17 protein-coding genes are annotated in these 21,180 nt (G+C 62.3%); 10 read left to right on the top strand and 7 right to left on the bottom strand.

All coding sequences use genetic code 11. The annotated features are described in order from the left end of the window. The first annotated feature begins 2 nt into the window (after nt 1–2). Nucleotides 3–941, top strand: a complete 939-nt coding sequence (locus tag C4J92_RS11315) for a carbohydrate kinase (protein WP_124403881.1) — start codon at nt 3–5, stop codon at nt 939–941. A gap of 118 nt (nt 942–1,059) precedes the next feature. Then, nucleotides 1,060–3,669 (top strand): autotransporter outer membrane beta-barrel domain-containing protein, encoded by a 2,610-nt coding sequence (locus C4J92_RS11310; RefSeq protein WP_124403880.1) that lies wholly within the window; start codon nt 1,060–1,062, stop codon nt 3,667–3,669. A gap of 66 nt (nt 3,670–3,735) precedes the next feature. Here C4J92_RS11310 and C4J92_RS11305 read toward each other — a convergent pair whose 3' ends face one another. Next, the gene (locus C4J92_RS11305; protein ID WP_124403879.1) at nt 3,736–4,002 is read right to left on the bottom strand and encodes a DUF1652 domain-containing protein; all 267 of its coding nucleotides are present in this window, start codon (nt 4,000–4,002) and stop codon (nt 3,736–3,738) included. A 358-nt stretch (nt 4,003–4,360) separates the two neighbouring features. Here C4J92_RS11305 and C4J92_RS11300 point away from each other — a divergent pair, with 358 nt between their 5' ends. Both C4J92_RS11300 and map read left to right on the top strand, forming a co-directional pair. Then, nucleotides 4,361–4,564, top strand: coding sequence for a ParD-like family protein (locus tag C4J92_RS11300; RefSeq protein WP_124403878.1), 204 nt, complete (start codon nt 4,361–4,363; stop codon nt 4,562–4,564). Beyond that, complete coding sequence (gene map, locus C4J92_RS11295) at nt 4,561–5,316, top strand: type I methionyl aminopeptidase (RefSeq protein ID WP_124403877.1); 756 nt, start codon at nt 4,561–4,563, stop codon at nt 5,314–5,316. The genes C4J92_RS11300 and map overlap by 4 nt, the downstream gene beginning before the upstream one ends. A gap of 3 nt (nt 5,317–5,319) precedes the next feature. Here map and sfnG read toward each other — a convergent pair whose 3' ends face one another. Then, a complete protein-coding gene (gene sfnG, locus C4J92_RS11290) occupies nt 5,320–6,405 on the bottom strand; it encodes a dimethylsulfone monooxygenase SfnG (protein WP_124370380.1) in 1,086 nt (361 codons plus the stop codon). A gap of 268 nt (nt 6,406–6,673) precedes the next feature. On the opposite strand from sfnG, the gene C4J92_RS11285 reads away from it, so the two are divergent. After that, on the top strand, nt 6,674–7,912 hold the full coding sequence (locus C4J92_RS11285; protein ID WP_124403876.1) for an acyl-CoA dehydrogenase family protein: 1,239 nt from the start codon (nt 6,674–6,676) through the stop codon (nt 7,910–7,912). Nucleotides 7,913–8,237: 325 nt separating this feature from the next. On the opposite strand, the gene C4J92_RS11280 is transcribed toward C4J92_RS11285, so the two are convergent. The 4 genes from C4J92_RS11280 to C4J92_RS11265 all read right to left on the bottom strand — a co-directional run bounded on the left by C4J92_RS11280 (nt 8,238) and on the right by C4J92_RS11265 (nt 11,959). After that, nucleotides 8,238–9,023 (bottom strand): sulfite exporter TauE/SafE family protein, encoded by a 786-nt coding sequence (locus C4J92_RS11280; protein ID WP_124403875.1) that lies wholly within the window; start codon nt 9,021–9,023, stop codon nt 8,238–8,240. An 82-nt stretch (nt 9,024–9,105) separates the two neighbouring features. Then, nucleotides 9,106–9,885 (bottom strand): class I SAM-dependent methyltransferase, encoded by a 780-nt coding sequence (locus tag C4J92_RS11275; RefSeq protein WP_124403874.1) that lies wholly within the window; start codon nt 9,883–9,885, stop codon nt 9,106–9,108. 52 nt (nt 9,886–9,937) lie between these two features. After that, nucleotides 9,938–11,254 carry an ATP-binding protein gene (locus C4J92_RS11270; RefSeq protein ID WP_124403873.1) on the bottom strand — a complete coding sequence of 439 codons (1,317 nt, stop codon included), beginning with the start codon at nt 11,252–11,254 and terminating at the stop codon, nt 9,938–9,940. A gap of 3 nt (nt 11,255–11,257) precedes the next feature. Continuing rightward, a complete protein-coding gene (locus C4J92_RS11265; RefSeq protein WP_124362415.1) occupies nt 11,258–11,959 on the bottom strand; it encodes a response regulator transcription factor in 702 nt (233 codons plus the stop codon). 288 nt (nt 11,960–12,247) lie between these two features. Here C4J92_RS11265 and C4J92_RS11260 point away from each other — a divergent pair, with 288 nt between their 5' ends. The 5 genes from C4J92_RS11260 to C4J92_RS11240 all read left to right on the top strand — a co-directional run bounded on the left by C4J92_RS11260 (nt 12,248) and on the right by C4J92_RS11240 (nt 18,829). Next, nucleotides 12,248–13,390 (top strand): efflux RND transporter periplasmic adaptor subunit, encoded by a 1,143-nt coding sequence (locus tag C4J92_RS11260; protein WP_124403872.1) that lies wholly within the window; start codon nt 12,248–12,250, stop codon nt 13,388–13,390. A gap of 6 nt (nt 13,391–13,396) precedes the next feature. After that, the gene (locus C4J92_RS11255; protein ID WP_124403871.1) at nt 13,397–16,495 is read left to right on the top strand and encodes an efflux RND transporter permease subunit; all 3,099 of its coding nucleotides are present in this window, start codon (nt 13,397–13,399) and stop codon (nt 16,493–16,495) included. Between the two features lie 138 nt (nt 16,496–16,633). Next, a complete protein-coding gene (locus C4J92_RS11250; RefSeq protein WP_124403870.1) occupies nt 16,634–17,275 on the top strand; it encodes a DUF1345 domain-containing protein in 642 nt (213 codons plus the stop codon). A 72-nt stretch (nt 17,276–17,347) separates the two neighbouring features. Next, nucleotides 17,348–18,187, top strand: coding sequence for an AraC family transcriptional regulator (locus tag C4J92_RS11245; protein WP_124403869.1), 840 nt, complete (start codon nt 17,348–17,350; stop codon nt 18,185–18,187). A gap of 54 nt (nt 18,188–18,241) precedes the next feature. Further along, on the top strand, nt 18,242–18,829 hold the full coding sequence (locus tag C4J92_RS11240; protein WP_124403868.1) for a LysE family translocator: 588 nt from the start codon (nt 18,242–18,244) through the stop codon (nt 18,827–18,829). Nucleotides 18,830–18,882: 53 nt separating this feature from the next. On the opposite strand, the gene C4J92_RS11235 is transcribed toward C4J92_RS11240, so the two are convergent. Next, nucleotides 18,883–21,138: an autotransporter outer membrane beta-barrel domain-containing protein gene (locus tag C4J92_RS11235; protein ID WP_124403867.1), complete on the bottom strand. Its 2,256-nt coding sequence runs from the start codon at nt 21,136–21,138 to the stop codon at nt 18,883–18,885. Between the last annotated feature and the right edge of the window lie 42 nt (nt 21,139–21,180).

The raw sequence follows: 21,180 nt of genomic DNA, 5'->3' as shown, positions 1-21,180 counted from the left end.
CTATGTATCTGGTGTGTGGTGAAGCGCTGTTCGATTTTTTCAGCGAGGAGAATGCCGATGGGCAGGCTGCCAAGCTCAATTACACGGCGATTGCCGGTGGTTCGCCGTTCAACGTGGCGGTGGGCCTGCGCCGCTTGGGAATCGAGTCCGGGTTCTTCGCCGGGATCTCCCATGACTACCTGGGCCGGCGCTTGCTACAGGTGCTCAAGGACGAAGGCGTGAGTGAAGATTTCCTGGTGCCCTTCGACGCGCCGACCACCCTGGCCATGGTGGCCGTGGGTGCCAATGGTTCACCGCAATACAGCTTTCGTGGCGAAGGCTGTGCAGACCGGCAACTGCAGTTGACGCATCTGCCGCCCTTGGGTGATGAGATTCGCGGGCTGCATGTGGGCTCGTTTTCGCTGGTGGTACAGCCGATTGGCGACACACTGCTGGCGCTGGTCAAGCGCGAAAGCGGCAAGCGCCTGATCAGCCTCGACCCTAACGTACGGCTGAACCCGCAACCGGATATCCAGCTGTGGCGCGACCGTGTGACGGAGTTGGTCAAGCATGCGGACTTGATCAAGGTCAGCGATGAAGACCTGCACCTGCTCTACCCCGAGCAGTCGCCGGAGAACGTGCTGCAAGGCTGGCTGCAACACCGCTGCCAGTTGGTATTTCTCACCCGTGGCGGCGATGGCGCCAGTGTGTTCAGCCGCCGCCATGGCAACTGGTCGCAACCGGCAATCGATATCGTGATGGCAGATACGGTCGGTGCCGGCGACACCTTCCAGGCGGCGCTGATCGCCTGGTTGACCGAGCACCGCTTGGACTCGGTCGCGGGGCTGCAACAGCTCAGCCGCGAACAGATCGACGCCATGCTCGGCTTTGCGATTCGCGCCGCAGCGCTGACCTGCACCCGCACCGGGCCGGACCTGCCTTACCGCAGCCAGCTAGGCTGAGCGCCCCACAGGCCACGCACTGCGTGGCCTGCAACCTTTTGTCAGAAATTTCACCGATGAACGAGGTGTGTGCTAGACCAAAGAACAGCAGTAATAAAAACACAACGTAGGACACGTTATGACCAAGGTCTCAGGCTTTCCAACCCGAGCCGTTATTGCTGTCGGCATCCTTTCACTGCAGTACATCACCCCCCAGGCCGCGCATTCCGCGTGTGCCTTTACCCCAGGCCCCGGCGACGATACCTACGTCTGCGACAGCGGCACCAGCACCGCCGGACTCACCGATCTTCTGGGCAACAATCGTCTGTCGCTGCCCGTCGGTGGTACGGGAACCGTCAACGGCCCTGTCACGTTCGGCGCGGGCGAAGATCGAATCCGGATTGATGCCGGCAGCATCCTGGGTGCTGTGCAACAAGGCTCCGGCATCGATGACTTCGTTATGAACGGCGGGCGAATTCCTTCCCTGGCCCAGGGCGATGGCCTCGACACCTTCCTGATGACCAACGGCGTCATCGAAAGAGAATTCGTCGACGGTGACGTGGCGAGACAAACCGGCGGCACCATTGGCCGGGTCGACATGAAGCTGGACGATAACGTATACGAGATGACCGGCGGCGAGATCCTCGGCAACCTGGTCACCGGGTTCGGCAAGGACAGGGTCGACATCTCGGGAACAGGCAGCGTAGGCGGCAACATCAGCACCAGCGGCGGCGATGACATCATCAGGGTGAGCGGCGGCGTGATCAAAGGTGAAATCCGCGCCAGTTTCGGCAACGACACGTTCACCTGGCGCAACGGCGGTGAGATCCAGTCTTCAGTATTGATGGGCGATGGTGACGATACCGCCTTGCTCAGCGGCCTTACTGAAAGCCGGTTGGCCGCCACGCCGTCGATTGACGGTGGTCTGGGCAATGATCAGCTGACATTGGATAACACCACCTCCGGCAACGCTGCGCGCTATGTCGGCTGGGAGACGGTCAACCTCAATAACGCCTCGCGTTTTGACCTGGCCGGTGACTTTTTCCTCGGCGACAGCGCCAGCAACACCGGTACGTTCAACATCGATGGCGCCAGCATCCTGGCCGTGACGCAAGGCGCCATTCGCCCTTACACCACCGGCCAATTGGCCACGCTGAACAACGCCGGCACGATCGACATGACCACCGGCAGCGCAAGTGCCGCCGATGCGCTCACGGTGCATGGCAATTACGTGGGCAACAACGGTCAACTGTGGCTGCAAACCGTGCTCGGTGACGACACCTCCGCCACCGACAAGCTGGTGGTGTCCAATGGCACGCTCAGCGGTCATACCCAGTTGGCCGTGACCAACCTCGGCGGTGCCGGTGGCTTTACCCAGAACAACGGCATCGAGGTGGTCCAGGCCGTCAACGGCGCGGTCAGCAGCACGGATGCCTTCGCCCTCAAGGGCTCGGTGTCGGCCGGTGCCTATGAATACCGGCTGTTTAAAGGTGGCGTGACCGCCGGCACGGAAAACAACTGGTACCTGCGCTCCTCGGTAGTGGCCGTGCAGCCACCCGCCGTGCCGCCAGTGCCGCCCACTCCGCCGGTGGTGGTGCCGGTTCCGCCGATTCCGCCGACGCCGCCGGTGGTCGACCCCGATGAACCCCCGGTGGAGCCACCGACCGCGCAGCCGGTCGCGCCGATCGAACCCCCGGCACCACCGCCGAGCCAAGTCGCGGCAGCCACTTCACCGCAATCGGCCGCCAGCAACCCGGCCGTGCCGACGGCGGTGCCCGGTGCCGAACCTATCGCGCTGTACCGCCTGGAAGTACCGGTGTACTCGGTAGTGGTCCCCGCCGCGCAGGTCATGACCCGCATGGCCCTGGGCACCTTCCATGACCGCCAGGGCGAGCAAAGCCTGCTCAGCGAAACCGGCGCGGTGCCGGCGGGCTGGGCGCGGGCCTATGGCAGTGATTTCAACAAAAGCTGGTCGGGCACCGTATCGCCAAGCTTCGACGGCAGCGTCAAGGGCTATCAGGTGGGGCACGACCTTTTTGCGGCGCACACCAGCGGCGGGCAACTGCAACGGTTTGGCCTGTTCGTCGGGCAGAGCCGCTTGAACGGCGACGTCAAGGGATTTGCCGAAGGCTTCCAGGACCGGCGCTCGGGACGAGTCAAACTCGATGGCGACAATTTCGGCGCCTACTGGACCCTCACCGGCTCCGAAGGTGGGTACGTCGATGTGGTCACGATGTTCACGCGCCTGGACGGTGAAAACAAATCCGACCGTGGCGTGAAGATGAACACCAAGGGCCACGCCCTGGCGCTGTCCGCCGAAGCGGGTTATCCGATCACCCTGTCCGAGCAGTGGGTGGTGGAGCCCCAGGTCCAGGTGATCCGCCAGACCATCGACCTGGACAGCCAGCACGACGGCATTTCCAAGGTAGCGTTCGATTCCCAGGAATACTGGACCGGCCGTCTTGGCGCACGTCTCAAAGGCCGCTACCTGGTGGGCAACACCCCCGTCGAACCCTACGTGCGCGCCAATGCCTGGCGTACCTTCGGCGGCAGGGACACGGTGACTTATGATGATGTGGACCGCATCAAGAGCGATCACAAGGCGTCCACCGCCGATCTCGGCGTGGGGCTTGTCGCCCGATTATCGTCAACGGTGAGCGTTTACCTGGCGGCGGACTACAGCACCAACCTGGATGGCAACGCCCAGGAGGGCGTGAGCGGCAATGCCGGAGTGCGTATGAGTTGGTAAAGACCGTGTGGTTTGAGGGCCTGGTCAATACCAGGCCCACAGGTCAGCGTTGAACGAAGCACACCCTTAAAATCTGCGCCCTCCTGCTCGCTGCAGGATGGGCGTGTGGCTGTGCTTGAGGTCTTCACGCAGTTCAGCGATCAGGTTGCAAATGGCGCGACTGCTGTCGAGTTTGTCGGCGTTTATCCCTTTCACCTCCAAGTCCACTCGATCACGGTCGCGGTCGTCGTACACCTTGATTGTCAGTGAAGCGTCTTCGGCTTTGGTGCACTCACACCGCTTAGGCAGGAAACTTCCTTCAATAATGCTGCGAAGCTCTAGTTCCGAAAGCATGGCTAACCTCTCCTTTGTTGAGACTGCCAATGGTTTTATAAGTATCCGGCAGGCACTTGCCTGCCACGTCTTGCCGGCCCTGGAAGACGCCTACAGAAATAAGCCTACTCGGCAAAATCTCCTGCTGTTGTAACCATTCTTCATAAGCGCTGACGGCGCTTATATATGAAAAAACTGACTGTCTGCATCCTCGTCGAACCACTTCGATTAAACGTTTAACCCACAGGATGCGTGCGCAGGCCGGTTTTTCCAGCAACATATGGCAACCAATTCATCTGTCGCCGTTGGGTCGAGAGGGACTTACGCAAACCATACGAAACATATACGCTTCGTATATCAACCCAACACAGTGAAGCTTATGGGCATCGTCAAGATCACCGACCAACTGCACGAACAACTGCGCATGGCCAGCGCCGCGATGGACCGCTCCATCAACGCCCAGGCCGAGTTCTGGATCAAGATCGGCCTGCTGGCTGAACTCAATCCCCACCTGCCCTACAACGAGCTGATCAACAAGCTGTTGCTGGACAAACCCGACCTGATCCGAGGGCGCAGCCAATGATCAAGACGCCACAGCAGCTGGTGGTCATGCGCGAAGCCGGGCGCCTGCTGGCCCAGGTGTTCAGCATGCTCGACACCTTTGTCGTCGCCGGCCGCTCCACCCTGGAGCTGGACAGCGCCGTCGAAACCTTCATCCGCCAGGAGCTCAAAGCCCGCCCGGCCAGCCTCGGGCAATATGACTACCCCTTCTGCATCAATACCTCGATCAACGAAGTGGTGTGTCACGGCATGCCCAGCGCCACGCAATTGCTCATGGATGGCGACATCATCAACATCGACATCACCCTGGAAAAAGGTGGCTTTATCGCCGACTCCAGCAAGATGTACATGATCGGTAATGTCTCCCCCAAGGCGCGGCGCCTGGTGGAGATGACCTTCGAGGCCATGTGGGCGGGCATCCGCCAGGTGCGGCCCGGCGCCCGCCTGGGTGATATTGGCCATGCGATCCAGCACCATGCGCATACCAACGGCTACAGCGTGGTGCGTGAATACTGCGGCCACGGCATTGGCCGGGAAATGCACGAAGAGCCGCAAATCCTGCACTTCGGCCGCCCCGGCACTGGGCTGGAGCTGCGTGAAGGCATGGTGTTCACCATTGAACCGATGCTCAACCAGGGCAGCGCGAAGGTGCGCAGCCTCAAGGATGGCTGGACCGTGGTGACCAAAGACAACAGCCTCTCGGCGCAATGGGAACACACGGTAGCGGTGACGGCCGATGGGTTCGAAGTATTGACGCTGCAAGCGAGCGCTTGAACCTCAAGCCACCTGCTTGATCGCGGCCTTGGCCTCCAGCTCACGCACCAGTGGCAACACGCGTTTGCCGAAGTACTCCACCTCTTCCTGGAAATGCAGGAAACCGGCCAGCACCAGGTCCACGCCCACCGCCTTGAGCGCCACGATGCGTTCGGCGATCTGCTGCGGCGTGCCGATCAGGTTGGTCTTGAAGCCGTCGTTGTACTGCACCAGGTCTTCAAAGCTGGACTTGGCCCAGTTGCCCTCGCCTTCCGGCGATGCCTTGCCGGCTTGTCTGGCCGCGTCACCGAAGGCGTTGACCGCTTCCGGGTCGGCCTGGTCGATGATCTCGGCGAGCACGGCACGCGCCTCTTCCTCGGTGTCGCGGGCGATCACGAAGGCGTTGACGCCGACTTTGACCGAATGGTTATTCGCCGCTGCCTTGGCGCGGATGTCATCGACCTGGGCCTTGATGCCTTCCGGGGTATTACCGTTGGTGAAGTACCAGTCCGACACGCGCGCGGCCATGTCCCGCGCCGCCCGCGAGCTACCGCCCTGGAACACCTCGGGCTGGCCCAGCGGCTTGGGCTTGAGGGTGTAGTTGTTGAAGCGGTAGAAGTCGCCCTTGAAGGTGAAATCGTCCTGGGTCCAGATGCCTTTCAAGGCGCGGATGAATTCTTCGGAGCGCCGATAGCGCTCATCGTGTTCCAGCCAGGGTTCACCGATCGCCTGGAATTCGCCCTTGAACCAGCCACTGACGATATTCACCGCGATACGCCCGTTGGTGAGCTGGTCGATGGTTGCCAGTTGCTTGGCCGCCAGCGCCGGTTGCCACGGACCCGGCAGGATCGCCGCAATCACCTTGAGGGTGGTGGTCGCCGCCAGCAGCGCGTGGCTGAAGGCCACTGATTCGTGCTGGTTTTCGGCGCCGTAGCCGGCAGTGAAGCGGATCTGGGTCAAGCCATACTCGAAGCCGGCGGCTTCGGCCAGTTGCGCCAGTTTACGGTTGTAGTCGATGCCCCAGTGGGTACGTTGTTCGATCTTGCTGACCACCAACCCACCGCTGACGTTGGGCACCCAATAGGCAAATTTCACGGCTTGCTGACTCATTGAACGGTTCCTCGCACACAGGGTTGTACCCAGGGCTTGAGCAGCAAGTGTGCCAGTCACGGTTAAACGTCCTGGCCGTGCGGGTTGCGGCGCAAAACCCGGGGGTTGCACGGCGTGCCGCGACTGTCATGGATCGCTGCGCTTTGTCCAAACGCTGTTGCTGGAGCAACAGTGGCGGGCGTCCCCGCGCCGTAAACACGGGCCCGCGCGCCCGGCACGGAGTGTGCAACCACCCTGGGACTTGATCACTGCCCAGGAGCCCAACCCCATGACCGAGCAACACGTCATCAACCCGCTGTCCATCGGCGTCGACTACACAACCCTGGCCGAACGTTTCCGCCCTATTTTCCAGCGCATCGCCGACGGCGCGGTTGAACGCGAGCACAGCCGCACCCTGCCCCATGAGCCGATCCGCTGGTTGAAGGAAGCCGGCTTTGGCGCGGTGCGAGTGCCGGTGGAATATGGCGGTGGCGGCGCGTCCCTGCCGCAGCTGTTCGAACTGCTGATCGAACTCGCCGCCGCCGACTCCAACGTGCCCCAGGCCCTGCGCGGGCATTTCGCGTTTGCCGAAGACCGCCTGAACGCGCCGCCGGGTGCGGGGCGCGACCTGTGGTTCAAGCGTTTTGTCGACGGCGACCTCGTCGGCTGCGCCTGGACAGAAATCGGCGCTGTCGCGATTGGCGACGTGGTCACCCAGGTCAGCCCCAACGGTGACGATTGGGCCCTCAACGGTGAAAAGTTCTACAGCACCGGCAGCCTGTTTTCCGACTGGATCGACGTGTACGCCCGGCGCAGCGACACCGGCGGCGACGTGATCGCCGCCACCCGCACCCGCCAGCCAGGCGTGGTGCAAAGCGATGATTGGGACGGCTTTGGCCAGCGCACCACCGGCAGCGGCACCACGCGCTTTACCGATGCGGTGGTGCAAGCGCACAACGTGATCGACTTTGCCGAGCGTTTCAAATACCAGACCGCGTTCTATCAACTGGTGTTGCTGGCCACCCTGGCCGGCATCGGCCGCGCCGCGCTCAACGACGTGGCCCAGCAGGTACGCAGCCGCAAGCGCATCTACAGCCACGGCAATGCCCCGCACGTCAGCCAGGACGCGCAGGTTCAACAGGTGGTCGGCGAAGTCGCCGCGCTGGTTTACGCCGCCCAGGCCAGTGCGTTGAAGGCCGCGCTGCCGGCGCAACGGGCTTATCTGGCACGTTTCGGTGGGGATGAGGTGGCCGAGCGCGAGGCCAACGTGGTGGCCGAGATCGAATCGGCGACGGCCCAGGTGGTGGTCTCGGAGCTGATCCAGCGTGCCACCAGCCAACTGTTCAACGCGTTGGGAGCCTCGGATGTGCGCCAAGGCAAGGCCCTGGACCGGCACTGGCGCAATGCGCGGACGGTGGCGTCGCATAATCCGCTGATCTACAAGGCGCGGATCGTCGGTGACTGGGTAATCAACGGCACTGAGCCGCCGTTTGTCTGGCAAATTGGCAACGGCCCGGCCAAGGCCTGACGCCGGTTCCAAATGTGGGAGGGAGCTTGCTCCCGATAGCGGTGGGTCAGTCATGGATGTGTTGCTGACATTCCCTCATCGGGGGCAAGCCCCCTCCCACATTTGGATCTGAGACAGCCTTGGAGATTGTGTCAGGCCTCAAGCAATCAGCGAGTCAACCAGAGCAGTGATCGCCACCTGGAGATACGCGGCATTTTTATGCCTGGAATACAATCCAAGCAACACTACCAAACACATGTGGGAGGGGGCTTGCTCCCGATAGCGGTGGGTCAGTCATGGATGTATTGCTGACATTCCCTCATCGGGGGCAAGCCCCCTCCCACATTTAGAATGCGAGTTTGTAGCCCACCGCCATCAACATCACCGCCAGGCATGGGCGCAGCACAGCGTCCGGGATCCTGCCGGTCATGTGGCTGCCCAGGTAAATGCCGGGCAACGAGCCCATCAGCAAAAAGCCCAGCAGGTGCCAATCCATATTGCCCATGCTCGCATGGCCCAGGCCCGCCACCAGGGTCAGCGGCACGGCATGGGCGATCTCGGTGCCCACCAGCCGGCGGGTGGCGAGGAACGGGTACAGGATGAACAGTGCCACGGTACCCAGCGCGCCGGCACCGATGGACGTCAGCGCCACCATGGTGCCGAGGACGACGCCCGTCACTACGGTCAGCGCATTCAGGTTGCGCGGGCGCATGTGATAGTCGTCGCCGGCATGGCGTTGGGCGAACGCCAGCAAGCGTTGCTTGAACAGGATCGCCAGGGCGGTCAGCAGCAACACCACACCCAGCGCCTGTTTGATCACCGCGTTCATGGCGCTGGGGTCGGTGTGCAGGCTGGCGAGGAACCACAGGGTCAGCAACACCGCAGGCACACTGCCGAGAGTGAGCCAACCGGTGATGGACCAGTCGATGTTCCGGTTCTTGCTGTGCACCAGCACACCACCGGATTTGGTAATGGCGGCATACAACAGGTCCGTACCCACGGCGGTGGCCGGGTTGATGCCGAACCACAACAGGATCGGCGTCATCAGCGAGCCGCCACCCACGCCGGTCATGCCCACGATAAATCCTACGATCAGGCCGGCAACCACGAAACCCACATTACCCACATCCATTACAGCTACCTGCGGCCTTATAAAATTCTGGCGGCAGGATAGCGATTTTTCTTATAACCACTTATATCAATATGATCTGACTTTATGCCTTTCCTGCTAATCGCCGGCAGGCATACGCCTGGGTCTGATACGCAAAAGCCACGGTGTCACGGCCCTTCAAGGCGGGATGGGTGTCGATCAGTTGCTGCAATTGCGCTGTGACGCCGGCTTTTTCTGCAGGAGGCAGTGCGGCGATAAAGCTGACCGACAGGATGCGGTCCATGATCACTTCCTTCGGGCTGCCGACATGGTGATAGGCAAAGCAGGTCAGTTCAGGGGCGGAAAAATATTCACCGGTGAAGGCCTCGCGCCAACGTCCGCTATGAAAACGCGGGGTGTCGCCCTCGTAGGGGGTAATGATGGCCGTGATCGCAGCGATCCAGTCCACCGACTCATCGCGCACATTCCACACCAGCCCCAAACGCCCTTCGGGTTTGAGTACACGGTGGATCTGCGCCAGCGCCGCCTCACTGGAAAACCAGTGGAAGGCCTGGGCGCAGACCACCGCATCGGCGCTCGCGGACGCCAAAGGCATGGACTCGGCCGTGCCATTGACCAGCCGTACGCCCGGCAGCAGCTTGACCAACTGGGCGCCCATTTCCATCACCGGTTCGACGGCGATCAGCGTCGGCGCCAGGCTGCTGAGCAAGCGCGTGAACTTGCCGGTGCCGGCCCCCAGGTCGATCACGGTCGAGTGGGCATCGATGCCCAGCGCGTCGGCCAGCCAGCCGGTGAGTTGTCGCGGATAGCCGGGGCGGCCTTGCGCGTAAGTACGGGCCTGGGTAGAGAAACCTTGCTGAGCGGACGTGTGGACACCAGTCATTGCCAATCTCTCTTCGGGTAAAGCGGGGGCCACAGTGTGCGCCGTCTCGCGGTTATTTTCTAATCGCTGGATCGACGGCAGGCAACCACACACGAAACCGCGCGCCGCCCAAGGGTGAAGCCTCGGCGGTCAAGCTGCCGCCCTGGGCTTGCAAGGCCCGCCGGCTGATGGCCAGGCCCAGGCCGAAACCACCGGTGGCGCGGTCGCGGCTACGGTCCAGACGGTAGAACGGCTCAAAGATACGTTCGCGCTGGTCCGGCGGAATGCCGATGCCATCATCCTCCACGAAAATTTCACAGCCGTTGGGGCAGACCCTGACGCCGACCTGGATGCGCTTGTCGCAGTAACGCGTGGCGTTGCGCAACAGGTTCTGCAGGGCGCGGGCGGTCAGGCGCGGGTCGAGACTGAAGCGCTCCACGGCGCAGTCAAGCGCCACGTCGATAACAATCTCGGGGTTCTCCAGTTCATCGTCGACACTGCCCAATACGCTGTCGATGAATTCGTCGAGCACCACCTCCACGCGTTCCGGCTCCTGCGCCGGGTTTTGCAGACGGCTGTAGGAAAGCAACTCCAGCACCAGCTCATCCAGCTCACGAATATGCGCCACCAGGCTTTGCAAGCGCTCCCGGCTGGCCGCAGGCAAGTCCTCCGCCAGGGCCAGGGCCAGGCCGAAATCCAGGCGGGTCAGCGGCGTGCGCAGTTCATGGGACACCGCGTTGAGCAGGTCGCGCTGCTGGTTGAGCAGGTGTTCGATGTCGTCGGCCATGGTATCGAACACCGAGGCGAGGCTGCCGATGCTGGAGCTGGCGGGGATCAGCGTGCGCTCGGCCAGGTTGCCCCGCCCCAATTGCGCGGCGGTGCTTTTCAGGCGTTCCAGGTCGCGCCAATGCGGGCGCAGCCACACCAGCAGGCAGGCGAGCAGCGCCGCGACGATCAGCACGTTGATCGCCCAATACAGCACGTTCATGTCCAACGGATCGGGCGGTACCGTCAGCTTGACCACGAATTGCTCATTGATCGGCGAGCTGATTTCCTCCATCCAGCCCCATTCCCCCAGGCGCACCACCGATTTGCCCTGTTCCAGCAGTTTTTCTTCCGCCGGGGTATAGCGCGCATCCTGGCGCAGCAGCAATTGCACCTTCAACGGCGCAAAATCGCGGCCCAGCTGCTCGGTGACCTGTGACCAGCGCTCCACCGGTGCGCGCACGTATTGCTTGACGATCAGCTTCTGCTGGCCGCGGGTCTGCTCGATGTTGTAGTTCATGTAACGGTGTTCGAACAGCTGGATCACCAGGGAGGGGATCAAGTAGATCGCCGCGCTGTAGGTGACGATGGTGATCAGGTAGAGGCGCAGCAGGACTCGAAACATGGCTCAGCATTCCCACTCGGAACGGCTGAACAGGTAGCCCTTGCCCCACACGGTCTTGATCTTGCGCGCTTCGCCGGCGTGGTCGTCGAACTTGCGGCGCAGCTTGGAGATGGCCACGTCCACCGAACGGTCGGTGCCATTGAATTCGATGCCGCGCAGGCGTTGCAGGATCTGGTCGCGGCTGAGCACTTCACCGGCATGTCGCGCCAGCACCACCAGCAGGTTGTACTCGCCGCTGGACAGCTCCACCGCCTGCTCGCGCCAGGTCACGGTACGCTCGCACAGGTCGATGCACAGGTTGCCCATGATGATGCGGTCGCTGGCCACCTGGGGCTCCGACAGGCTGCTGCGGCGCAGCAAGGTGCGCACACGGGCGAGCAGCACCCGTGGCTCGCAGGGTTTGGTCACATAATCGTCAGCGCCCATTTCCAGGCCCAGCACCTGATCGTGGCTGTCGTCACGGGCGGTAAGCATCAGGATCGGCAGGCCCGCCGAGTCGGCGCGCAGCAGGCGGCAGACCTGCAGGCCGTCGAGGCCGGGCAGCATCAGGTCGAGGATGACCAGGTCCGGCGGGTTCAGGCGCGCGCGTTCGCGCACCTGGTCGCCCCGGCTGAGCACGCTGACGTGGTAGCCATTGCGTTCCAGGTAGCTGGCAATCAGCTCGGAGAGCGCGGCGTCGTCTTCCACCAGCAGGATGTTGGGCATGAAGGTGTTTCCAGAAAATACAGTGATAAGTCGTACGCAAACCCCATGTGGGAGGGGGCTTGCTCCCGATGAGGGAGTGTCAGTAATACATCTGTGACTGACACACCGCCATCGGGAGCAAGCCCCCTCCCACATTTGGTCTTTGTTGTCAGCGAGGTTGTGCAAGGATATACGCCCCCGAGGCCAAGCGCCCCGACCCTTACATTTCTTCACAGACGCACTACACAGCTTCACAGCACCACGGCGCAGGTGACCTTAGGATGCGCCAGTCAATATTGGGATAAGAGCATGTCGAAGAATCTGTTTGCGCCGTTTTGCCTGTTGGCGCTCACCCTGGCGTTGAGCGCGTGTGACAACTCCACAGCCGAGACGCCGCAAGTGCCCCTGGCCAAAGTGCGCATCGAGACGCTGCAGGCCAAGCCCCTGTCCATCACCAGCGAATTGAGCGGGCGTATCGCCGCGCCGCGTATGGCCGAGGTGCGCGCACGGGTGGCCGGGGTGGTGATGCAACGGGTCTTCAACGAAGGTCACGACGTGAAACAGGGCGACGTGCTGTTTCGCATCGACCCGGCCCCGTTCAAGGCCGACCTCGACAGCGCCCAGGCCAACCTGAGCAAAGCCGAGGCCAATGCGTTCCAGGCGCGCCTGCAGGAGCAGCGTTACAGCCAGTTGGTGGAAGGCAACGCCATCAGCGGCCAGGAGTACGACAACGCCCGCGCTGCCCTGCGCCAGACCAACGCCGAGGTCGCCGCGAACAAGGCCGCCGTCGAGCGGGCCCGGTTGAACCTGGGTTACGCCACGGTGACTGCACCGATCTCCGGGCGCATCGGCCGGGCGCTGGTGACGGAAGGCGCCCTGGTCGGCCAGAACGAAGCCACGCCGCTGGCGATCATCCAGCAACTGGACCCGATCCATGCCGACCTCACTCAGTCGACCCGCGAGCTGAATGACCTGCGCCGCGCGTTTCGCGCCGGTCGCTTGCAGCAGGTCGGCCAGGACCAGGCCAAGGCCACCCTGATCCAGGATGACGGCAGCCTGTACCCGCTGCCGGGCAAGCTGCTGTTCGCCGAGATCAGCGTCGACCCGGGCACCGGGCAGATCATCCTGCGCAGCGAATTTCCCAACCCGGACCTCGACCTGCTGCCCGGCAGCTTCGTGCGGGTGCGCCTGGAACAAGCGGTCGACCAGCAAGGCCTCAGCGTGCCGCAGCGCGCCATCACCCGCGACAGCGCCGGCATCCCCATGGTGCTGTTGTTGGACGGCGAGCAAAGCGTGCGCCAGCAGCCGGTGGAGTTGGGCGCGGTAATCAACGATCGCTGGGTGGTCAGCAGCGGCCTCAAGCCCGGTGACCGCATTGTCGTCGAGGGCCTGCAACACGCGCGCCCCGGTGAAAAAGTTGAAGTGGACGACAGCCCGCTCGTAAAGGAATAACCCGCCATGCCGCAGTTCTTTATCGATCGCCCGATTTTCGCCTGGGTGGTGGCCCTGTTCATCTTGCTGGCCGGCTTCCTGGCGATCCCGCAATTGCCGGTGGCCCAATACCCCAACGTCGCGCCGCCAAAGGTGGAAATCTACGCGGTGTACCCTGGCGCTTCGGCCCAGACCCTGGACGAAAGCGTGGTCAGCCTGATCGAGCAGGAGCTCAACGGCGCCGATCATTTGCTGTATTTCGAGTCCCAGAGCAGCCTCGGCTCGGCGACCATTACCGCCACGTTCCAGCCGGGCACCAACCCGGAAATGGCCCAGGTGGATGTGCAGAACCGCTTGAAGGCGGTAGAGCCGCGCCTGCCGCAAGCAGTGACGCAACAAGGCTTGCAGGTGGAGAAAGTCTCGGCCGGCTTCCTGCTGCTGGTCACGCTGACGTCCAGCGATGGCAAGCTCGATGATGTGGCGCTCAGCGATTACCTGGCGCGCAACGTGATGAACGAACTCAAGCGCCTGGACGGGGTGGGCAAGGCCCAGCTGTATGGCGCCGAGCGCGCGATGCGCATCTGGATCGATCCGCAGAAGCTGATCGGTTTCAACCTCACCCCGGCCGACGTGAATGCCGCCGTCAGCGCGCAGAATGCCCAGGTGTCGGCGGGCAGCATCGGCGACTTGCCGGGCACCAATACCCAGGAAATCACCGCCGCCATTCTGGTCAAGGGCCAACTGTCGACGCCGGCGGAGTTCGCCGACATCGTGCTCAAGGCCAACCCTGACGGCTCCACCGTGCGCATCGGCGATGTGGCGCGGGTCGAAGTCGGCAGCCAGGAATACCAGTTCTCCACACGCCTGAACGGCAAACCGTCCACCGCCGTCAGCGTGCAGCTGGCGCCGGGGGCCAACGCGCTGAACACCGCGACCCTGGTGCGGGCGAAGATGGACGAACTGTCGCGCTATTTCCCGGCCAACGTGGAATACAAGATCCCCTACGACACCTCGCCGTTCGTCAAAGTCTCGATCACCAAGGTGGTCTACACCCTGCTCGAGGCAATGGCGCTGGTGTTCGCGGTGATGTTCCTGTTCCTGCAGAACGTGCGCTACACCCTGATCCCCACGCTGGTGGTGCCGATCGCGCTGATGGGCACCTTTGCCACCATGCTGTTGCTGGGTTTTTCGATCAACGTACTGACCATGTTCGGCATGGTGCTGGCGATCGGCATCCTGGTGGACGATGCGATTGTGGTGGTGGAGAACGTCGAACGGATCATGGCCACTGAAGGCCTGTCGCCCAAGGAGGCGACGAAAAAGGCCATGGGCCAGATCACCGGCGCCATTGTCGGTATCACCCTGGTGCTGGTCGCGGTCTTCCTGCCGATGGCGTTCATGCCAGGCTCGGTGGGGGTGATCTACCAGCAGTTCTCGTTGTCGATGGCCACCTCGATCCTGTTCTCGGCCTTTCTGGCCCTGACCTTGACGCCAGCGCTGTGCGCCACCTTGCTCAAGCCGATTGCCCAGGGTGAGCACCATGCCAAGGGTGGCTTTTTCGGCTGGTTCAATAAACGCTTTGAACAGCTCACCGACCGCTACGAAGGCTGGGTGGCCTATGCGCTCAAGCGCAGCGGCCGCTACCTGCTGATCTACCTGGTGCTGCTGGTGGGCCTGGGGCTGTTGTTCAGTCGCCTGCCCTCCTCCTTCCTGCCGGTGGAAGACCAGGGCTACACCATCACCGATATCCAGCTGCCACCGGGTGCCAGCAAGAACCGCACGGTGCAGGTGGCCGAGCAGATCGAGGCGCACAACGCCGGTGAGCCGGGGGTGGGCGATACCACCATGATCATGGGTTTCAGTTTTTCCGGCTCCGGGCAGAACGCGGCGCTGGCATTTACCACGCTCAAGGATTGGTCGGAGCGCGGCGGCGATGACTCCGCGGCGTCGATTGCCGACCGCGCGAACATGGCTTTCAGCGGGCTCAAGGATGCGATTGCCTTTGCGATCCTGCCGCCGCCGGTAGACGGCCTGGGCACCTCCAGCGGCTTCGAGTTCCGTCTGCAGGACCGCGGCGGCGTTGGCCATGCGGGGCTGATGGCTGCGCGCACCGAGCTGCTGGAAGCTGCCGGCAAAAGCCCGGTCCTGGCCAACGTGCGCGAAAGCGCCCTGGCCGAAGCGCCGCAGGTGCAGCTGGAAGTGGACCGCAAACAGGCCAATGCGCTGGGCGTGTCGTTTGCCGATGTGGGCAATGTGCTGTCGTCGGCCATCGGTTCGGCTTACGTCAACGACTTCCCCAACCAGGGCCGCATGCAGCGTGTGGTGGTGCAGGCTGAAGGCGACCAGCGCAGCCAGGTGGCGGACTTGATGAAGATCAACGTACGCAACAACGCCGGGAAGATGGTGCCGTTGTCTGCCTTTGTCGAAGCTAAATGGACCCAGGGCCCGACGCAATTGACCCGCTACAACGGCTACCCGGCCATCGCCATCAGCGGCGAAGCGGCGCCGGGGCACAGTACCGGCGAGGCGATGGACGAAATCCAGCGCCTGGTCAGCCAGTTGCCGGCGGGCCTGGGCCAGGAATGGACGGGGTTGTCGTTGCAGGAACGATTGTCCGGCTCCCAGGCGCCATTGCTGCTGGGCCTGTCGCTGTTGATCGTGTTCCTGTGCCTGGCGGCACTGTATGAAAGCTGGTCGATCCCGACCTCGGTGTTGCTGGTGGTGCCGCTGGGTGTGCTCGGCGCGGTGATAGCCGTGAGCCTGCGCGGCATGCCCAACGATGTGTTCTTCAAGGTCGGCTTGATCACCATCATCGGTTTGTCGGCGAAGAATGCGATTCTGATCATCGAGTTTGCCAAGGACCTGTACGAGCAGGGTGAGGATCTGATCGACGCCACCCTGAAGGCGGCGCGGCTGCGCCTGCGCCCGATCATCATGACATCGCTGGCGTTCATCCTCGGCGTGGTGCCGCTGGCGATTGCCACCGGTGCCAGCTCGGCCAGCCAGCAGGCAATCGGCACCGGCGTGATTGGCGGGATGATCACCGCGACATTGGCGGTGGTGTTCGTGCCGGTGTTCTTTGTGGTGGTGATGAAACTGGTGCGCAAGCGCCACAACAAAGATTAATCCAATGTGGGAGGGGGCTTGCTCCCGATGGCGGTGTGTCAGTCAGCATATTTGGCACTGATATACCGCCATCGGGAGCAAGCCCCCTCCCACAGGATCAGTTACAGTCTGCTCAACTATCGCTAGCTGTGAGCACCCATGCCCTTCCTCGCCCGCACCCACCCTCGCCTCTCAGCCGCCGCCGTGCTCGGCCTCGCCGTGGGCATCCTGGTACCCGCCGATACGCTGGCCAGCAAAGTTTTGATCGGCTGGAACGCCGGGGTCTGGACCTATCTGGTGCTGATGCTGTGGCTGACCAGCCGTGCCAAGGCAGAGGACGTCAAGCGCATCGCCGAGGTCGAGGACGAAAACGCCGGCCTGGTGCTGTTCACGGTGTGCATCGCCGCCATCGCCAGCCTGGCCACCATCACCTTCGAACTGGTCGGCAGCAAAGACCTGGCGCCCACCGAACGTCTGTTGCACTACGGCTTCACCGGGCTGACGGTGATCGGCTCCTGGCTGCTGATCGGGGTGATCTTCAGCGTGCACTACGCCAGGCTCTATTACACCTGGAACGGCAAGGAGCCGGCGCTGCGTTTTGCCGAAGGCTTACTCACGCCCAACTATTGGGACTTCCTGTATTTCTCCTTCACCATCGGCGTGGCGGTGCAGACGTCCGATGTGGGCGTCGCCACCCGTGGCTTGCGTAAGGTAGTGCTGGGGCAATCATTGATCGGTTTTCTGTTCAACACGGCGATTCTGGGGTTTTCGATCAATATCGCCGCAGGCCTGTTTGGCTGAGTTGCACAAACCTTCTAGACGCCTGGCCGCCCTTGGGCGCTAATGGCATTACACATTCATCCTCGGTGTTTTATGGCCGCGCGCAATTGGATCGACCTGTCCCAGGACGCCGACACCGGCATCGAGACCCTGCGCGCGCATTTCGAGGGCCACGCCTACGATCCCCACTGGCACGACAGCTACCTGATCGGCGTCACCGAGCAAGGCGTACAGCAATTCAACTGCCGCCGCACGCGCCACAACAGCGTACCGGGCCAAGTGTTCCTGGTGGAACCCGGTGAGTTGCACGACGGCGACGCGCCCACCCCGGACGGCTTCACCTATCACATGCTGTACCTCGACCCGCACTGGTTGGCGCGTGAAGTGAGCGCGGTGTTCGAAGAGGCGCCGCTGGACAGCCAGTTGAGTTTCGCCAGCACCTTGACCGGCGATCCGCGCCTGGCCCTGGCCACCAGCCAGGCCTTTCAAACCTTGCACAGCGGCGAGCTGCGCATTGTGCGGCAACGCGCCATGGACCAATTGCTGGAGCGCCTCACCGGCCACCTCTACTGGCGCATCCGCTACCGCGAGGACCCGCGATTGCCGCAGGTGGCGCACAAGGCCAGGGAATACCTGCATGCCCATCTGCACGCAGACATCGGCATGGACGAACTGGCTCTGGCCTGCGGTGTCGACCGCTTCCGCCTCAGCCGCGCCTTCAAGAGCGCGTTCGGCCTGCCGCCTCACGCCTACCTGGTGCAACTGCGCCTGGCTCACGCTCGGCATTTGCTGGGCAAGGGCGAGCAACCGGCGGATGTGGCGATTGCCCTGGGTTTTGCCGACCAGAGCCACCTGGGCCGCTGGTTTGTACGCGCCTACGGCCTCACGCCCGCTGCGTACCGCAAGCGTTGCTCAAATGTTCCAGACAGGTAGCGTTCGGGCCTGTGAAGATCGACTCCATCAATCGATTGTTGGGAGTCGCCCGCCATGTTGCCGTTTATCCTGTTTGCCTTTGTCGCCTCCATCACCCCGGGTCCGACCAATATCCTGGTGCTGAGTAACAGCGCACGGTATGGCTTTAAGGCCGCACTGCCGATCATCCTCGGCGCCTGCCTGGGTGCAGCAGGCATTGTGCTGTTGGTGGGCTCCGGTGTGGGCCAGTCACTAGTGCATTTGCCCAAGGTACAAAGTGCGATGCAGTGGGCCGGCGTGGCCTGGCTGAGCTATCTCGCCTGGCAGATTTTCAGCGCGCCAGTGGAGGCCTTGGACGTACAGTCAGCGCAAAAGCGACTGGGTTTCAGCGGTGCCGCCAGCCTGCAATTGATCAACCCCAAGACCTGGATGATGGCGCTGGCAGTGGTCAGTGTATTTGCGGGTAATGGTGCAGAACGCCAGAGCCAGGTAATGACCCTGTCGATGGTTTTTTTCCTGATTTCCTTGCCATGCCTGGCAACCTGGGCCGCGCTGGGTGCGGGCTCAAGCCAGTTCCTGCGTTCGCCAAGTGCCATGCAACGCTTCAACCGCTGTATGGCCCTGCTTCTGCTGGGTTCGACCTGGCTGAGTGTAGTGATCTGAATGTAAAAAAAAGGGGAAGCCATAGCTTCCCCCTGTTCAATCGAACGACAACTTCAGAAGTCGTACCGCACGCCGAAGTTGACGCCCCAAGGCTGGTCGATCTTCTTGCCCTGGCTGGTGTCGAAGTCGGCATGCAGCTTGACGTTCTCCGATACGGCCATGGCTACACCGGCCGCCAGCTCGATGCGCGAGCCGGACAGGTCGTTATTGAAGCTCTGGTCATTGATGAACACCTTGTTGCTCTGGTCAAACTCGTGGGCGACCGCAGTACGCAAGTAAGGCTGCAGGATACCGCCGCTATCCAGTTGGATGTTCTTGCCCGCAGTCACACCCAGCTTACCGACCACCGAACTGGAACGGTCACCCTTGGCGTGCAACCCATTGGTCAGGTCGTAGCTTTGCGCCTGGGTGATGGTGGCCGACAACTGCCCATAAGGCTCGACGAAAAAGCCGTCGTCCAGCTTGATATGGCGACCGAACTCAGCCGAGGCACCCACGGCGTTTTGCGCGTAGTTGCCTTTGGCTTTCTTGCCATCGCTCATGGTCACATTGTTGTCGGTGTGCAACCGGTTGAGCTTGGCCACACCGTCGAAGTACAGACCGCTTTCAGCGTCCAACCAGGTGGCATAACCGCCCACGTAGTAGCTCTTGACCTCGCCGCTGCTGCCACGGTTCAGGCTTAGATCGGAGACGCTGTGACCGGCCATCATACCGGCGATCCACTGGCCATCCCCTCCGGACAACGGCGCGTCGGCACCGATGGTGAAGCCCTTCTGGTTTTGCGTGTAGCCCGCACCGTTCTTGTTGGCCGCCACATTGAATTTGTTGCCGTAGCTGCGCATCCACATACCGTTGCCCGCGCCTTCGCTGAAGCGCAATTCGCCCATGCGCGTACGCAGGATGCTCATCTCGCCATACAGCACGGTCGGCGCGCTGTTGAACAAGGCCAGCACCGAGTGGGCGGTAGTACTGGTGCCGCGACGAGAGGGGTCGAGCAGCCAGTCGGTACCTTCTTTCTTCAAGCCGTAATCATAGGCGCCAATATCAACGGTGCCGCCCGCCAGGGCGAACTGCGCATCACCGCCTTCGGTGTGCACCACCTTGATCGGCTCGCCCTTGGCCAGCTCCGAACCGGTGGCGGCCAGCAGCAGGCTGTGGTTGCCTTCGGCCTTGCCCTGCACGTTGAGGAAGTCGGTCTGGTTGGTGGAAAAGTCGGTGTGCATGATGAAGGTGCCGTTACCGTCCAGGCTCTTCACATCCAGTTGGTAAAACTCGTTTGGCGCGCCGAATTCCACTGAGCCACCGCCCATTTTCAAGGCGTCAACATTGCTGTTGCCGACCAGCACCCACCTGGACGCTTCGTTCACGCTCAGTTCGGCGACGTTCTTCAACTGGCCGGTCAGAAAGGCACCGTTATTGAGTTGCACTTTTGCCTGGCTGCCGTCTTCGACCACCACGTCGCCGAACAGTGAGCTGCTGTCCACGTTCAGGTTGGCCGTGGAGCCACCGGTGACTTCGAGGAGATTGCCATTGCCGCCGATCAGGTTGGAACCATTGCGCACCTGGATGTCGGCGTTGCTGCCTTGCCGGGTGAGAATGGCCGCGCCGCTTTTGCCTTCAACGCTCGATCCGTCCAGCACCAGGCTGTTGCCCAGTACGCCGGAGGAGCCGTCTATACCCATTTGCACACCGTTCTGCCCGCCGACAATCTGGCTGTTGGTGGCATAGGCCTGACCGCTGAACAGGGCAATCCCCACACCGGTCGCACCGGTGGCTTCAACCTTGGTATCGACCAGGTCAAGTACGCTGTAGGCGCTGGCACTGGCGCCGCGCTGCGTGCCGGTGATGGTGGAGTTGACCACTCTGATTTTAGAGCCCACTTTGGACCCGTCTTGCCGGCCGGCGACCAGCCCGCTGCCGTTTTTGTTGAGGATATTGCTGTTGGTGATCAACACATTGCTGTCGCTGGCCTGCACGGCGGCATTCGCGGTGCTACGCGCAATGACATCGGAACCGTCGATACGAACAGTGGACGCATAGGCCGTAATGTCCTGGGTAGAACTGCCCGGCTCGAGTGTCAGGGTTGCGGACTGACTGGTAATGTTCTTGGTGACGGCACCCTTGACGGTAAAGCCGGAGCCTGGTTTTAACTCAAACGCGTCCGGAGTTGGCCCAGGCACGACGAAATCGTCAGGCTTGGTGATGACACGGGCATCGGCGGCATGCGCTACAAGCATCAACAAGGTGACAGCGTTGACTTTCAACGCCAGACTTAAAGGCGATGGCTTGAAATTGAATACAGTTGACATTGAATGGACCTCTGGGTTGGCATTCCTTCACGGAAAAAATCT

Origin of the sequence: Pseudomonas sp. R3-18-08, from assembly GCF_003852065.1 — a bacterium.
Classification (GTDB): domain Bacteria; phylum Pseudomonadota; class Gammaproteobacteria; order Pseudomonadales; family Pseudomonadaceae; genus Aquipseudomonas.
This window is presented reverse-complemented; position numbering and strand designations above follow the sequence as displayed.